Raw genomic sequence first — 15,742 nt, forward strand, 5'->3', positions numbered from 1 at the left:
GCTCCTCTCTGTGCTAATGCTTCTTGCTCTAATGACGCTGCGGCGACAAGGATCGGTTCACTCTCGCGTAGACCGCCAGCGCCGCGGCGATGAAGAGAAGAACGATAATGAAGTAGATCCATGCAAGGGCACTTGACAGTCCATAGTTCTCCGTCGTGACCTTGCTTATGATTGGATTAGAAGGATAAGTGAATAGATCAACAATCGTATACATAATGTTCAGGAATATGAAGGGAACCATCCCTGGAAGGGTAATCTTCCAGAAGGTGCTCCATGGATCAGCCCCGTCCATACGTGCAGCTTCGTAGACACTTCTCGAGATGGTCTGCCGTCCAGCCAGGAAGATGAGAATCTGAACGCCAGAGTACCACAGCACAAGCACGAATGACCCTATGACGTTCCCGATCGCTCCAGCCCACGATGCAGGCAAGTAGCGAGCCAGCACGTAATCCATTCGCAGAGAGGAGATGCTGCTGAGAGAGCCTTCCCCTTGAGCGATGAACTCACCGATGATCTGTCCGGAAGCGAAGATAACGGGCAGGAAGAAGATAACACGGAACACCATTCGGCCAGCGAACTTCAAGTTGAGCAGGATGGCGATGAATAACGAGAAGACGATAATAATCGGGATCATGAAGAGCGCTTCACGCAAGAACGGGAATAGGTCATCATACAGCAGCCCGCCGTCAGCGAATAAGATCTCCCTGTAGTACTGAGCCCCGATCCAAGTCGTGTCCACACCCGATACAGTAATTCTTACTTGATGAAGACTCATATACAAGGAATAGACCAATGGGAATGCCACGAAGATGAGGAAGCCAATTGCCCAAGGGGCAATGAACAAGGAGCCCTCCAGCTTGCGAACTAGATCTCCGTTCCTGCGCCATGCTAGATGGGGGGATAGCTTCTGAGCGGCTGATCGCTCTGCCTTAATCTGTTCCAAGCTCATTTAAGGCCCCCTCTCTTCACGATAAAGTCCTGCGCCGGCACTTCAAAGTCATCTGCCTGATAAGGCTTTTCGTTATAATTCACGATAATGGACTGTCCGTTCTCATAGATCGTCTGCTTCACACCTGGCGCAAGCTCCCGATGATTCGTTATATACTGGTCCTGCACACCGCTAAGAGCAGCATTAAGCTTCTCATACTGTGCGGCTGCTGAGTCTATCCAGTCTTTATAATTCATACTATAGAACCCGACAGAATAGGCTTTTTTGAAATAATCGGAAGGAGCTGCGGTGAAGACATAAGCCGGATAAGCTCCGAATTCTGCACTGCGAAGGTACTCGGTCACATACTCGTCTCTCAAGTTGCCCCACTCTGACGTGTAGGTAGTCAGTCCATGCAGGGCGATCTGTGCGAACGGTACGGCTTCATCCATGAAGATATCATACGAATAGTCATCCGACATGCGATGGATATGACCGGCTTCCGTAAGGGAATAGAAGCTGCCATCGTCTACTGCGGCGAAGCCAATCGTATCCTTCACGCTCTTGAGCACCTGCTGCTGTCCGCTCCTAACCTCAACGCGATTCGCCTTGTTGCGTGAGTTGAAGTCCGTATGGAGAGAGCTTCCGATGCCGCCTGTGAATAGGACACCATCTACTCCTAGCTTCTTATACTCGTCTATATCCTTCTCCGCTTCACGGAAGGAATAGAGCGGACTAACGACCGGAATTCCTTCCGACTGGTTCGGAAGCTGAACCTCCTGAAGCGTACCTGCAAGATTGCGCAATCCATCGTTCAGATTCCAGAAGCCGCCGCGCCTTGTATTGTTGAGTGAATAGTTGGCTGACAGCCATAGCTGACCTTGCCAATCCTGCATCTTGTCAGCGAGAGACTTCATTCCCTTATTGCCGCCAAGACGCCTATCTACCGGGAATAACCCGCCATAGGAGCTGTAGCCGTCTCTCTGCCAGCCGTGATAGATGGCCGTAATATTCGTAATGCCAGCCTCTTGCAGCTCGGAGACCATCTGCTCGGCTTCCTTGGTCGTCGTGCCTGCGATATAATCGTCCCACAAGATGCCCTGCTGCAGATCGGCTCCAATAATATCGGCATAGAATGGGATACTATCGTTCTGCGGAGCCAACCGAGCTAGTCCTCGTTCTTCAATTAGATATTGACGATAACGCGAGGCCATCGCTGCATAGCTGGTATCCTGTTCCTCCCCTTCAAGCAGATAATACCTCACTTGGCGTGAAGGCGCTTCGAAGCGTTCCTTGCTGAACGTGTAGAAGCCCTCTCTCCCCCTGCGATCCGTGTTCTGAAAAAACTTAATCCGGTATTGCCATTCTGGACTTACCCAGTTGGACAAGCCTAGAGAGCCTGCAGGAGCAGCGAATAACTTCGCATATTCCTCCCCTTCGGTCATAACCCCAAGGAAGGCTTGCTCCCCGGACTTCAATCCGAAGATCGGCATCTTCATCTCATTGCGGTTCGTGATCTCATGATAGAAGGATAAGTCGGCGCCGTAGACCGGTTCCCGGTAGATCGACTTGTCATTGCTGCGATTCTCATCGAATCGAACAAGAGAGCCAGAGCCATCAGGCAGGAGCAGGAACCCCTTGTTGTTCTTGGATGGCTGCGCGCCGAATTGCGGGAATGCCTTCAGATTAAGCAGGCTTAGAGGCCCTTCTTGAATGCGGCTGTCTATCACCTTCACCTCGACGTAGTCGTTAACGAGGCGAACTTCAAGCGGGATGGTGAAGCTGGATACCGGCAGGCGATAGACGACCTGGAAGCCGTTCTCCAGCTGCTTGTAATCGTCCAGCACCCCATTCTCCTCTACCCAATTCGTCAGCTTCGTCTGAGACTTGGAGCTGGAAGCATCAATGTATTCCACAATGACCGGGGATAGAAAATTACTGCGCCATACGCCGCTCGCCGTCTCCTCCTCCCAATAGGCTGGATCGGGATAAGAGCGCCACACTCTGCCGCTCGACTTGCTCTCAACCTTGAAATGTCCGGTTGCTGGATCAGTCCGCAGCGTATATCGATCAGATTCCGCTGTCAGCTCGAAGCGCTGCTCATCCGGTAAGCCTTGCTTAACCGGCTTGACTCGATTGACTGGCTTGGCTGCGCTGACTGCCTTCGTCTTCAGTCCGTTGTTCAGATTAGAGCTCTCAGCAGGCTGATCCCGCTGGATAAGCCCATACAACCCAATAAGCAGCAATCCTATGAAGCTTGCCGTTCCCCATATTACCACTAAGCGTCGCTTCATCGAATAGCCACCTCTTGATAGATTGAATAGATGAATCGGACTAGCTCATTGGTCAAGCTGAATACAATAAATAGGAGGATCGCGATGACGAACATCGTAAGGATCGTTAGTAACAGATTCTTAACCGCTTCTCCAACACTGAAGTTCTGAACGCCCTGCACCTGCCAGAATAAGAGTAAGGCCGCCCATCCATACAATCCGTAATGCAGGAAATAATAGATAGACTGTTCGTTAAGCGTCATCACACCGGACAGGATGGTCAGCGGTACTCCAACCCAGATGAACGGAGTCATGGCATAGGCGCTCGCGGTATATACATCACGGAACCTGCCTTCTCCTTGGCTTAGCGAGCTGGTCAAGTAATTAGCCGTAACGAAGCCGATCCAGAAGATGCCGAATTGAAGGAGTGCGTTAAGAATGCCCACATCCACGATAACTGACGGGTTGAAGATGAAGCTGGTTCGGGATCGGATGAATCCGTAAGCGGCAAGAGCAAGCAGCAGCAGAATCGTTGCGCTGAGCAGGCCTCCTCTGCCTTCATGCCGAATGCCATAGAATCCATCAAGCGGATGCTTGACGATATAGAGCGCATGCCCTAACTGTCCTCGCAGCTTGGTTGGAGTATGACTGGGACTAGCCTTGCGCTTCTGGATGATCTGCACGTTAAGCCTTCTTAAGATGAATCGAATGAGGAAGGCTAACACGAACAAGAGGATCATAACGTTCATGAACAAGCCGAATTTGTTCTGGAACCAGAGCAGCCGATTCTGCCAATAGGAATCGGAGTAGCCTTGGGCCCATCCTGCATCACGGAACAGCTTCTGGGCTTTCTTGTACTCGCCTTTCTGGTAGGCTGCCTTCGCCAGACCCAGCACCGCTGGAACATAATAGGCATTCTGCCGATAGACTTCCTTCCAATAAGGCTCACTCTCTTCATACCTGCCGTCCTGCGTCAGTCCGTTAGCCTGGTGAACGAGCTTACCGAACTCGGACAAGACATACTTCTGAACGACGTTGTTCTCGCTGTCCAGAATATACAGTTGATTAGCCGAATCACTTGCAATGGCCGACGGGATTCTCACTAGACCCAGCTTCGTGGTCGTATCCCCAGCCGCACCACCCCAGTAGAACAGCAGATTCCCATTGCCGTCATATTGACTAACCACATTCAAGCGGGAATCAATGACCGTCATATTGCTATCCCTATCCACGGTCAGGTCGTTCAGCTGTGCCGAGCCTGCAGAAGCGGATCTGCGCTCTCGAATCGATTCACCGAACCGCCCGTCCGACATCGAATCCGCGAATTCGCCCTTGCCAGTAAGCTGATCCAGACCGGCAATATTCAGCTTCTTCAATTGCCCCTTGTTGACTTCCTTCGTCACCGTATAGATGAATCCTTCCTTGCTCTTGTCGACACTGGTAATGGAGCCAGGAAGCTTACTAATCTCTCGCTCATACATCTCTCTGGAATAGAGCAGACGCTTCACACTGTCAATGAATGACGCACTCGTCTTGTTCGCGCCGAAGAAGCCTTGGAACGCCCCTTGCGGATCAAGCTGCAGCAGCCCTTGGTAGCCGCCCAGTGTCGCGATGTAGAGGAATCCCCGCTTATCAACGACCACCTTCACTGGGTCGAACTTGAAGGAAGATGGAATCAGCTTCGATTGCGGCCGAACGATCTCCTTAATAAGCTCGCCAGCCTGATTCAGCCTCAGGATGCGATGATTACCGGTATCTGCGATATAGATATCTCCGTTATCATGAACATAGATGCCTTGCGGCCGATTGAGCGGATTATCTTCTAATGTGAGCAGTCGAATGAGACTTCCCTGTTCATCCAGCTGCACGATTCGATTGTTCCCCGTATCCGCGATGTAGATATGATTATTGTTGTCGATGAACAAGTCCTGCGGCTGGTTGAGCGGTGAATGCTTGAGCACGCCGGGCTTCTTCGGGTCCTCCAGGAATAGCTCGCGTCCTAGCGCCGCTGCGGGCTTGTAAGCGGTCTGTATCTGATATTGCTGATCATAGTTGTCACGGTAATACGTCTGATAGGGCACATCCCCCCATGCTACATGAGGGTAAGCCAAGGCCGCTGCAATGCTGGTCAACAAGACCAGCGATGCTAATCGCAGCAGATGCCGTCTATGCATGCAGGCTCCCTCCGCTCTCTATTTGATCCCTGAATGTGCCATCGTTGCAATAACCTTGCTCTGCAGAAGGACGAACACAATCAGATTAGGCACGAACATGATGAGGGAGGCAACAGCTGCCGCTCCTTGCATGGCTACGTTATTGGCCAGATTATTCGTTAGGGTGGACAGGAATAATGAGAATGTCTTCATCTCATCGTCCAGCATGAATAAGGCAGACGTTTCAACATTGCCCCAAGCATTCTGGAACGCTAGGATGGCTACAGTCGCAATGGCCGGCATACAGACGGGCACGACGATTCGCAGGAAGATAACGAACTCATTCGCTCCGTCGATTCGAGCCGCTTCCAGCAGCGTATCTGGAATCTGATCCACGAATTGCTTCAGCAGGAAGACTCCGATTGGCATGGCCATTAACGGCAGTAAGTGGGCCAGATAACTATTCATAATGCCTATTCCGCTCACCACGAGATACCGCGGAATCTGTACCACTTCAGGCGCGAACATAAGCGTCAGCAGGATAGCTGCGAATACGAGCTGAGCGCCTGGGAAGCGGTGCTTGGATAGCGGATAGGCGCATAGCGCACTCACTCCTGTCACCAGAACAACGGCGAGAGTCGAGACCAATACGCTGTTGAACAAGTACCTGATCATCGGTACGGTGGAACGGGCCGTGACGGACAGCAGCTCGTTCATATTTTGCAAGGACGGCTGTTGAACGAAGAAGGTTGGCGGATAGACGAACAGCTCATGATAAGGCTTAAAGGCATGATTGAAAATATAGACGATTGGCAATAGCATGAAGATGGACAGCACGATCAGCAATAACGTAAGCAGCTTCTGGAAACCATCCATTGCGCTTAGTCTGGAGGTTCTGCGTCTAATGGCATGAAGCATCATCATTCCTCTCCCTTCGAACCGAACAAGCCCCAGCTAAGCTTATTGGATACGTACATGAGCAGCACCAGGAAGACGGAGATTGCAGCCGCATAACCCATCTCGAATCGAATAAAGCCAAAATCATCAATATGGTTAATAATGAGATGGCCGGAATAAGCAGGCGTCGGATTCGTACCAGACAGCTCCACCCCGATCGTACCTGTCTTAAAGGTAGTCACAATGGCCATAACCGCACCGAACAGCATCTGAGGCTTCATCGAAGGAATCGTTATATACCAGATCTCCTGGAGCCGGCTCTTCATCCCGTCGATCCGGGCTGCTTCGTAATAATCCTTATTCACGTTCAGTATGCCTGCAAGCATCGCCAAGAAGCCGACACCCATACTTGACCATAACGTTACGATAATCATGGCATTCATCAGATAGTCGGGATCCGTTACCCACAGCTGGGGTACCTGAATCCAGCCAAGCCGAAGCAAGAGGCTGTTCAAGTAGCCTATACGATCACCTGTCAGCATAGGCAGCCATACGATAGACATGGCGATGCCGATCGTCAAGGACGGCGTATACATGGCAAGGGCGAACCACTTCCGCAATCGCTCTGGCAGCTGCGAGATGAGCCAGGCCAGCAGGAAAGCGGCCATATAGCCTCCTGGACCAACGATGATCGCGAACTTGAAGGTGTTGGGCAGTGCGTACTTCAGGAACAGCAGGTCCTGCGAGATTAAGTATTGGAAGTTCTGCCAGCCAATGAATCTCGGCTTCTCAATGGCGTTGAAGTAGGTGAAGCTAAGCGCCACTGCCGCGATGACAGGAATAACAATGAACGTAATGAAGCAGAGCATGAACGGGGTGATGAATAGATAGCTCATCCGATACCGCCACATCTCCCCCAGGAGCAGCGCTAATCTCCCCCGTACGCGATGGCGGAGCTGACTGTTAGCAAGTGCCTGCGGCGACTGTGCTTCAGCCTCTTGCTTGCCCAGCTTGGTCTTGCCCGTGACAGCTACGCTGCCTGCTCCCAGCTTACTTGACATATTGGTTCACCCCATCCCATGGCTGCTTCACAATTGGATATTCTAGAGACTTAATCGGATTGCCCTCTTCATCAAGGAATCCGAATTCCTGCTGCTTACGGCGAAGCTCCCGGTTAATATCCAGGATGGAAGCTTCCAGCGAGGCTCGATAGTTCATGCCGTCAATGACGGAGCGTACCCATGCATTCGTCAGCTCCCGTCCCATGAAGTAACCTCCTGGCGGGTTCTCCTTCTCCTTGTACCATGCCCATTGCTTCAGAATGACGTTGGCATCCTCCCTCTTCCAAGGCAGGCGGACGAAGGCTTCGACATTCGCGGTGTTCCAGCGGAAGGATACACCGTTAATAGCCTCCAGATCTGAGCCGTAGCGCACCTGGGTATCTGTTGACATCCACCACTTCAGGAACTTCCAAGCCTCCGTCTTCTTCTGAGATTCCTTGAAAATAACCCCGGTTGTCTGCTGGCCTCCAGCCCATCGGCTGATCGTGCCGTCCTCCTGCTTCACTCCGGGAATTAATGATATTCCCCACCGGCCATTCAGCTCAGGCGCAGCTGCAGCGAGCTGAACGTACATATTGTAATCTGATATGCCGATAGGCATTGTACCGCTGCGGAAGTGCTGGTAGAAGCTCGGAACCTGCTTCTCCATTGCATACATATTGTATAGATCCGTCCACTGCTTGAACGCCTGGAACCCTTCAGGTGTATCTAGACCAGTAGCGAAGCCGTTCGGGGTATAGAACTCAACGTCGTTCTGAGAGATGAACGGCAAATATTCTTGCGGATCCATATAGAAGTTCATATCATTCTGCTGCAGCGTGGGCAGCAGATCATAGACGTCCTGCCAGGTCTGAGGAATCTTAAGCCCTAATTCTCTAATGATATCCTTGCGGTAATAGAGCACCTGGAACGATTGCGTCTCTGGCAGTCCATAATAACCCTTATCATAATACAGAGCCTGCCAGGAACCTGGGGAGAACCGCTTGTAGATCTGATTGAAGTCGTCGAACTCACTTAAGTCGTAGACACTGCCCCGAATGGCATAGTCGACAGGCAGATCCTGATTAAGCCCAAGCGCGACATCAGGCTGAAGTCCTGCTGCATTAGACATGACCAGCAGCTGCGGATTCGGCAGCAGATTCACCTTAACCTTAATCCCGCTCGTAGGCGTGAACGTCTCATCCGCCAGCTCCTGCAGCTGTGTGACGTAATCACGTCCGCGCAGCACCCAGATATTAAGCTCCTTGTCATCAATCTCGCTTAAGCTCTGGCGAGTATGGAAGGAGTAGAGGAAGTTAGCGAATAGACCAGCTCCCTTGTCCGTCCATGAGGCCACCATAGCAGGGAATGCATCCTTAACGGGTGTTAGATAGATCTCGTCAAGCTGCAGCGGCTGCTTGTGCATATTCACGACGAAGCTGTTAATCTTCTCTGTTATCGCAGAGATCTCCTCGATGTGATAAGGAATGTCGTCTGGAATGTCCAGCAATCCTCGAATATCTCCCGCTGATGAACGGAACCCTTCGCTTGCACTATCCTTGCGCCCGTTCACCTCTATCATGGCATCCGCGAGCACTTCCAGATTATGAGCCGCCTGCTCTAGCTGCGCACGCAGACCGGGCAGATCACGGTCAATCTTCCAAGTACGATTGCGATCCTCTTGTCCGCTGGTGAGGGCACTGAGATCCTGGTCAATATCTCGAAGCAGTACACTGAGGTTCTCAATGCCGCGGACGATGGGGCTTACTGCGGCATGAGTGAGCCCGATCGATAAGGTGTGCTTCCCTTCGGTCAAGTAGATCTCGAACGGTTCCCCTGTAGGATCAGCAAGAACGATACGCTGCCATGAGGAAGCGTAGGGGATCCGATACGTGAGCAGCTCCTCGAATGGAACCTCGCCGTCTATGCGAATCGTACGGAAGGATGCCTTCTGGGAGAATCGGTTCTGCAGGGCACGGAGGCCAATCTTGTAGAGACCGCTCTCCTTCACTTCGAATTCCCACGCAGCCTCCTGATTCGGCCAATCCCATCTTACCCCGCCCATTGTATTGTAGGTGATGCGGCCCTTCGCTCTTGGCACCGATCGCCAATCCCGATCCCACATCATCACGATGGAAGGGTCATTCTTCGACGTCATCTGCTCTGCTTGAAGCAGAATGCTGCCTGCTTCAGGCGAGTTCGAAGCAGGATAAGCAGATAGGGCTTGACGGTAGGTCTCCAGCTTCTGAGGCGGCACAAGGGCAAGTTCAGCAACAGCTACCGGCTCATACCCCTCCAGGCGAATGGTATGAATACCTCGCGTGAGATGCCACTTGAACGGCTCAGCATAATTGGCACCTGAATCCGTGAAGGGCTGCGTCTGCCAATCTGAGATATCCTTCGCTACAGGCCGAATCTCGTCGCCATCCTCATTCGTCTTCTTGTTCCCTTCATCTCGCCATTGCCGGTAGAGCGTAATCGATGAAGCCTCCCGGAAGTGGCGCTCTCCATCGACCTTCACATCCCATACAACCGGACGGGTGTTGTCCTCTCCCTTAAGGGGCAGATACGTGGCATGGAGCTCATATAATCCTTCTTGGTCAACCTTAACTTGGTATTCTACCCATTGGGTATCCATGGAGTCCCACACGAGCACGCCAGATCTTCCCCCATATTGACCCTCACGCAGCAGCTGTCTGCTCGATTGTGCGGAGGGCTTGGAAGCGTCAACCGCAACGCGGAGCTCGGCGTCAGGAACATCTGTGTAGCTGTTCTGCAGCACATCGGCATAATAAGGCTCGAGCTCTACCTCTGCGATGGATTGATCCTCCCAGCGCTTGAAGTCCTCAAGTGCTAGAACAGCCTTATAGGGGCCAGACAGCCGACTGCCATTCGCATTCGAGGATCCCGCGGCGAGGACAAGCAAGGGGATTATGAGTAGAACGAGCACAATAACTCCATAGATTAAGCGGAACTTGCCGATTCGCCGCATCACCACCTTCTCCTTCCTGCTTGCCGCTCTAAGTCAACCGCACACCGCTGTCCGCATCGAAGAACAGCGCTTTGTTCATATCAAGCACCACACGCAGCTGCTCATTCTCTTCGCAGCGGTAATACGCATCTACCCTCGCGACCAGCAGCTTATCCTGCCCGATGTCGAGGTGAAGGAATCGGTCAGCGCCCATTAGTTCACTTACCTTATAGACCGCTGAGAAGACATAATCCGAATATAGTCCCTCAGGCCCCACATGCTCTGGCCTCACTCCAAGGGTAACGGTTCGGTTAATCTTGCGATGACGCCTCAGCAATTGTTCAATCTCCTTCGTGACAGGCAGCGAGAAGCGTCTCGTCGTGAAGTGCAGCCGATCACCCGCTTCCTCCGTGATCTTCCCGTCAATGAAGTTAATGGCTGGTGAGCCGATGAAGCTGGCTACGAACGTATTGTTCGGCTTCGAATAGACGATCTCCGGCGTGTCAATCTGCTGGATGACGCCATCCTTCATCACGACAATCCGGTCAGCCATTGTCATGGCCTCAATCTGATCATGCGTGACATAGATGAAGGTCGCGCCAAGTGTCTTGTGCAGCTTGATCAGCTCCATACGCATCTGGACCCGCAGCTTCGCATCCAGATTCGAGAGCGGCTCATCCATCAGGAAGACGCTGGGATTACGGACGATTGCTCTTCCGAGTGCAACCCGCTGCCGCTGTCCCCCGGAGAGCTCCTTCGGCTTGCGGTTCAAGTAAGGCTCTATCTCGAGCACTCTCGCCGCCCGGCGAACCGCGAGGTCAATCTCATGCCGCGGCTGCTTGCGAAGACGCAAGCCGAATGCAATATTCTCATACACGCTCATATTGGGGTACAAGGCATAATTCTGGAATACCATCGCAATATCTCGATCCTTGGGAGGCAGCTGATTCACCAGTTGATCCCCTATGTACACATGACCTTCCGTAATATCCTCGAGCCCTGCTATCATGCGCAAGGTGGTGGACTTCCCGCAGCCCGACGGACCTACGAACACTAAGAACTCCCGATCCTGAATCTCAAGGTGGAAGTCATTCACCACAATCTGCTTATCCTTGCCATAACGCTTATACAGATGCTGAATTGAGATGCTGGCCATCAGGCTCACCCCCTGTAGGATAGCGATGGAACGGCTTCACTTACACAGCTGTTCCATCGCCCGTTGCTCTTCTCTATTTGCTCGTGTTATTTAAGGTGATGAGTTCCTTCTCAATACCTTCTTGGGCAACGCGCAGCGCCGTATTCACATCCACTCCGCCTACAGCGATGCTCTTCTCAGCTTCCTCCAGATACTTGCGCACCTTGCTCTCGAACTTATGCGGCCGAATGACTTGACGAGGCACAGCCTTGAAAATATTCTCGACGGTCTTCCCTTGCAGCACCGGAATATCTGTGCCATACGCTTCTTCGAATGCCTTACCTTCAACGGTAGGAACTCGACCAACCTTGGCTAGGGCGAGCTGTGAATCGTCAGACAACACATTCGCGATAACCTGATAGGCAATGTCTTGGTTCTTGCTTGCCTTAGTTACGATCAGGGAATGTATATTAGCGGCCTTGCCCGTGCCTAGATTCTCCTCAAAGTTCGGGAACGGGGCGATGTCCCAGTTCAGCTCGACACCTTGCTGGCGGAGCTCTTCCAGAGGACCAAGCAAATGTGCGATGTTATAAGCAACCATAGCCAGATTCTGTTCATTGAAGAAGATATCATCGTCGTTCGCATACTGATAGCGTCCATCTGCACCGATATAACCTTGTACCTCGTAGCTCTTCTTAAGCTGCTCGAATACCTTGTTCCACTGCGGTGTTGTGACATCAGCCTTGCCTGTCTTCGGATCAATGATTAAGAGGTCGAGACCCGTAGCAATATTGCTCGCACCGAACAGATCGATACCGATATAGTCAATGCCTCCGTCGCTGCGAGTCACTCCCTTGCCAAGTTCAATCGCTTCATTCCAGCTCAGCTGCTCATTCGGAGGATAGGCTGCTCCGAACTTATCGAAGATGTCCTTGTTGTAGAAGAGCACCGGGACATTCACGGAGAACGGAATGGCAGCAAGTGCGTTGTCCGGCGAGTACTTCTTAATGGTATCGAGCACCACTGGCTTCAGCTTCGTTAGATCTGTCTTATGCTTATCAATGAACGGCTGTAGATTCTCGACGAGATCGAGTTCCTTAAGCGTAGTAGCTATGGATGATGTAGAGACGAACATAATATCCGGCACCGTTCCCGAGGTAATGAGCGACTCCAGCTCTACATCCTCTGGGGCATCTACCCACTCGAGCGTGACGTTAGGGAACTTCTTCTTCGTTTGCTCCACTAGTACTTTCTCGAATTCTGTTTGTGTTACGGTTATCCCGGCGCGAAGCACCTTTAAGGTTACCGGCTTGTCGCTCACGTCAGGGCTGGACGTCGATTGATTTTTAGCTGCTATATTGGATGAGTTGCTATTGTTCGAATTGCTGCTCCCGCTGCATCCGGCCAAGACTAAGGCCAGCAGTGTTAAGATGAGTAGAGAACTATACCTTTTTTTCATTCGTTAATCTCCTCTTTTTTTGATCCTGTGTCTGCATGTAAGTGTACGAACAAAAAAAGAAGACGCGTTCACTCTCGGGCAATGACGAGTGAAGCACATCTCCGTTTATACGGTCGATCCACCTATAGCATTATATTCATATTGAATTACTTGGTATTATTAGCATGAAATGAGGGACCCGCAGTCGAGGCGAGGACTCCTTCGCTTCAGCTGCGGTCATCCCTTGTCATTCTTCGTTCTTGTTATCTAGTTCAATACTAGATCACATGCTTCTTCCGGCATCCAGCGCTTATCCTTGCCTTCCCACTTCACATTGCAGCCAAGCGGATTCGTCAGCGGCACGGCTACTTCACGACCTGCAAGATAATCCTCAAGCGCATTATTCAGATCATGTGTCGTAATCTTCTCCGCATCCTTCGGAGAGTCAGTTGCACGGCCTGTATAGATCAGCTTGCGATCGGCATCGAATACATAGAAGTGCGGAGTCCGGAGCGCACCATAAGCGAGTGCAACATCCTGCTCGGCATCATGCAGGTAGGTCCACGGGAACTTATGCTCGTGGGTTCTCTCGATCATTTTCTCATAGGAATCTTCCGGATAAGAAGTTGCGCTGTTGGAGTTAATGGCAACGAACGCCACGCCCTGCGGACCGTACTTCAGAGCAGACTCGCGAGTAACCTCATCCGAGCCTTTGACGAATGGACAATGGTTGCAGGTGAAGAAGACAACGAGTGCACGGGCATCTGCGAAGTCACTCAGACTGTAATGCTTGCCATCTGTAGCAAGCAGATTGAATTCCGGAGCAGATTCCCCAATCTGTAAGGTATAGGCCATAAGTCTAATTCCTCCCAATCTAATTATATATTCATCTATCTCAAATCCTTCTGGATGACCAGTATCTTCCTGCTTCCATACTTATGTACAAGAGCTAGGCTTGCTGCTCCTCTGCGTATAATACGGTGGACAGATAACGTTCCCCATTGCTTGGAATAACGGCTATAACCCGCTTGCCTGAACCTAACTCTTCTGCTAATTGAAGGGCAGCGTATATAGCTGCGCCAGAGGAGATTCCGCCTAATATACCTTCCTCACGGGCTACCCTGCGAGAGATCTCGAAGGCCTGTTCATTCGTTACTTGAATGACTTCATCATAGACATTCGTGTCCAGGATTGAAGGAACGAAGCCCGCCCCAATGCCTTGAATCTTGTGTGGACTTGGACTGCCTCCAGACAGAACAGGCGAAGCAGCAGGCTCTACAGCTGCGATACGAATAGCTGGATAATGCTTGCGCAAGATCTCTCCAGCTCCTGTAATCGTCCCGCCTGTTCCTACTCCAGCGATGAACCCGTCAAGCTTCCCGTCAAGAGAGTCTATAGCTTCAACAATCTCCGGGCCCGTTGTCTCCCGATGAATCTTCACATTGGCAGGGTTATCGAACTGCTCCGCTGGGAAGTAGTCGGGATTCTTATCCAGAATCTCCTTTGCCACCCGTATGGCGCCCTTCATCCCCTCTGTTCCGGGAGTAAGCACCAGCTCCGCTCCGTAAGCTCTAAGCAGATTGCGGCGCTCCACACTCATCGTCTCCGGCATAACCAGAATAGCGCGATATCCTCTTGCAGCCGCTACGAGCGCGATGCCTATTCCCGTGTTCCCGCTTGTCGCTTCAATAATTGTTGCCCCAGGCTTAAGCTTGCCTTCGCGCTCTGCTTCTTCAATAATACTAATTGCAATTCGATCCTTAACACTGCTGCCCGGGTTGAAGAACTCCAGCTTCAGGTAGATCTCGGCACTGCCCTCTGGCACAATGCGATTCAAGCGAACTAGCGGTGTGTCTCCTATAAGATCTGTAATACGATTAACAATACGAGCCATTAGATGAATCCCCCTTTACTAAAATAAAATGCGCTCCCGATTGATAACAATCAGAAGCGCATCTCCGTTTGAACGGTTGAATGCTACATATCCTATTATTCCAAGTGACTTGCTTAACTTTGTTCAATATATCACAGGTCTTTAAAGTGTTCAATACTTATATTTGATTTTTTTATCGGATATTGACTTGTTATTGAGGACTTGATTCAAGAAGCCTAACGTACGGGCGAACGCATCCCGCGCTGCCGCGGCTTGATAACTAGGTCTAGTATCGTTGAAAAAAGCATGCTGCGCCTCAGAATAAACGTGATACTCAAAGCTCTTGCCCAGACTAGTGACCTCTTCAGCAAATGCCGGAACTGCGCTCGTAATCCGCTCGTCAAGCTCTCCGTAGAAGCCCAGCAGAGGAGCCTCAATATCCTTCACCTTATCTCCATCAGGCAATCCGCCGTAGAACAATACCGCTCCTCGGAGCTCTGAATCCGCAGCAGCTAGTTCGGCAGAGAGGGCACCTCCCAAGCAGAATCCTACGGAAGCAATACCCTGACCTGCCGTAGGGCTGTATACCTTGCGGAGGAATTCAGCCGCTTCTATCACCTTAGCTATGAAGGTTGGACGCAGGTCAGACAGATTAAAAATACGCGAGAGCGTATCTTCGATTGCTGCTGCTTCCTCGATCGGTCGCTTCGCAAGCTCTGGCTTGCGTACTTCTTCCTTACGCCACTCTGATGGCGGCAGCGTGTTCAAGAAGCTCTTAGCCTCTGCAATACGCTGCTGCGATAAGCCAGGAAGATAGCTGCCGTCCTCTGTGAACAGCTCGGGAGCGAAGGCCACATAGCCTGCGGCAGCCAGACGGTCAACGACACTCTGAATGTGCTCGTCTACTCCCCATATTTCCTGCAGCACAATGACAGCGGGTGAAGCGCCTTTTAGCCCTTCCAGCCTGGCTGTATAGGCTTTATATTGAAGATTTTTTCCGTAAGAGATAGATTCCCTAATTAAGGTCATGGCTG

11 protein-coding genes are annotated in these 15,742 nt (G+C 51.4%); all 11 read right to left on the reverse strand.

Annotation, left to right across the window (positions count from 1 at the left end):
* Positions 1–28: 28 nt before the first annotated feature.
* Positions 29–949, reverse strand: coding sequence for a carbohydrate ABC transporter permease (locus tag ACFO9Q_RS19715; protein WP_379185287.1), 921 nt, complete (start codon positions 947–949; stop codon positions 29–31).
* A complete protein-coding gene (locus tag ACFO9Q_RS19720) occupies positions 946–3,222 on the reverse strand; it encodes a DUF5696 domain-containing protein (RefSeq protein ID WP_379185288.1) in 2,277 nt (758 codons plus the stop codon). The genes ACFO9Q_RS19715 and ACFO9Q_RS19720 overlap by 4 nt, the downstream gene beginning before the upstream one ends.
* Positions 3,219–5,375: a YIP1 family protein gene (locus tag ACFO9Q_RS19725; RefSeq protein WP_379185289.1), complete on the reverse strand. Its 2,157-nt coding sequence runs from the start codon at positions 5,373–5,375 to the stop codon at positions 3,219–3,221. The genes ACFO9Q_RS19720 and ACFO9Q_RS19725 overlap by 4 nt, the downstream gene beginning before the upstream one ends.
* An 18-nt stretch (positions 5,376–5,393) precedes the next feature.
* On the reverse strand, positions 5,394–6,278 hold the full coding sequence (locus ACFO9Q_RS19730; RefSeq protein WP_379185290.1) for a carbohydrate ABC transporter permease: 885 nt from the start codon (positions 6,276–6,278) through the stop codon (positions 5,394–5,396).
* Complete coding sequence (locus ACFO9Q_RS19735) at positions 6,275–7,312, reverse strand: carbohydrate ABC transporter permease (RefSeq protein ID WP_379185291.1); 1,038 nt, start codon at positions 7,310–7,312, stop codon at positions 6,275–6,277. Before ACFO9Q_RS19735 ends, ACFO9Q_RS19730 begins: the two co-directional genes overlap by 4 nt.
* Positions 7,302–10,283 carry an extracellular solute-binding protein gene (locus ACFO9Q_RS19740; RefSeq protein ID WP_379185292.1) on the reverse strand — a complete coding sequence of 994 codons (2,982 nt, stop codon included), beginning with the start codon at positions 10,281–10,283 and terminating at the stop codon, positions 7,302–7,304. Before ACFO9Q_RS19740 ends, ACFO9Q_RS19735 begins: the two co-directional genes overlap by 11 nt.
* A gap of 28 nt (positions 10,284–10,311) precedes the next feature.
* Positions 10,312–11,418, reverse strand: coding sequence for an ABC transporter ATP-binding protein (locus ACFO9Q_RS19745; RefSeq protein ID WP_379185293.1), 1,107 nt, complete (start codon positions 11,416–11,418; stop codon positions 10,312–10,314).
* Between the two features lie 73 nt (positions 11,419–11,491).
* Positions 11,492–12,856, reverse strand: a complete 1,365-nt coding sequence (locus ACFO9Q_RS19750) for an ABC transporter substrate-binding protein (RefSeq protein ID WP_379185294.1) — start codon at positions 12,854–12,856, stop codon at positions 11,492–11,494.
* 246 nt (positions 12,857–13,102) lie between these two features.
* Complete coding sequence (locus ACFO9Q_RS19755; protein ID WP_379185295.1) at positions 13,103–13,690, reverse strand: thioredoxin family protein; 588 nt, start codon at positions 13,688–13,690, stop codon at positions 13,103–13,105.
* A 94-nt stretch (positions 13,691–13,784) separates the two neighbouring features.
* Positions 13,785–14,729, reverse strand: coding sequence for a cysteine synthase A (gene cysK / locus ACFO9Q_RS19760; protein WP_379185296.1), 945 nt, complete (start codon positions 14,727–14,729; stop codon positions 13,785–13,787).
* 150 nt (positions 14,730–14,879) lie between these two features.
* Complete coding sequence (locus ACFO9Q_RS19765; RefSeq protein WP_379185297.1) at positions 14,880–15,737, reverse strand: dienelactone hydrolase family protein; 858 nt, start codon at positions 15,735–15,737, stop codon at positions 14,880–14,882.
* Between the last annotated feature and the right edge of the window lie 5 nt (positions 15,738–15,742).

It is taken from the genome of Paenibacillus sp. GCM10023252 (genome assembly GCF_042653305.1).
GTDB lineage: Bacteria > Bacillota > Bacilli > Paenibacillales > Paenibacillaceae > Pristimantibacillus.

What these genes read in the sequence shown, in the direction of transcription:
- ACFO9Q_RS19715 (WP_379185287.1), bottom strand. Translation starts at nt 949, where the DNA reads ATGAGCTTGGAACAGATTAAGGCAGAGCGATCAGCCGCTCAGAAGCTA.
- ACFO9Q_RS19720 (WP_379185288.1), bottom strand. Translation starts at nt 3,222, where the DNA reads ATGAAGCGACGCTTAGTGGTAATATGGGGAACGGCAAGCTTCATAGGA.
- ACFO9Q_RS19725 (WP_379185289.1), bottom strand. Translation starts at nt 5,375, where the DNA reads ATGCATAGACGGCATCTGCTGCGATTAGCATCGCTGGTCTTGTTGACC.
- ACFO9Q_RS19730 (WP_379185290.1), bottom strand. Translation starts at nt 6,278, where the DNA reads ATGATGATGCTTCATGCCATTAGACGCAGAACCTCCAGACTAAGCGCA.
- ACFO9Q_RS19735 (WP_379185291.1), bottom strand. Translation starts at nt 7,312, where the DNA reads ATGTCAAGTAAGCTGGGAGCAGGCAGCGTAGCTGTCACGGGCAAGACC.
- ACFO9Q_RS19740 (WP_379185292.1), bottom strand. Translation starts at nt 10,283, where the DNA reads ATGCGGCGAATCGGCAAGTTCCGCTTAATCTATGGAGTTATTGTGCTC.
- ACFO9Q_RS19745 (WP_379185293.1), bottom strand. Translation starts at nt 11,418, where the DNA reads ATGGCCAGCATCTCAATTCAGCATCTGTATAAGCGTTATGGCAAGGAT.
- ACFO9Q_RS19750 (WP_379185294.1), bottom strand. Translation starts at nt 12,856, where the DNA reads ATGAAAAAAAGGTATAGTTCTCTACTCATCTTAACACTGCTGGCCTTA.
- ACFO9Q_RS19755 (WP_379185295.1), bottom strand. Translation starts at nt 13,690, where the DNA reads ATGGCCTATACCTTACAGATTGGGGAATCTGCTCCGGAATTCAATCTG.
- cysK (WP_379185296.1), bottom strand. Translation starts at nt 14,729, where the DNA reads ATGGCTCGTATTGTTAATCGTATTACAGATCTTATAGGAGACACACCG.
- ACFO9Q_RS19765 (WP_379185297.1), bottom strand. Translation starts at nt 15,737, where the DNA reads ATGACCTTAATTAGGGAATCTATCTCTTACGGAAAAAATCTTCAATAT.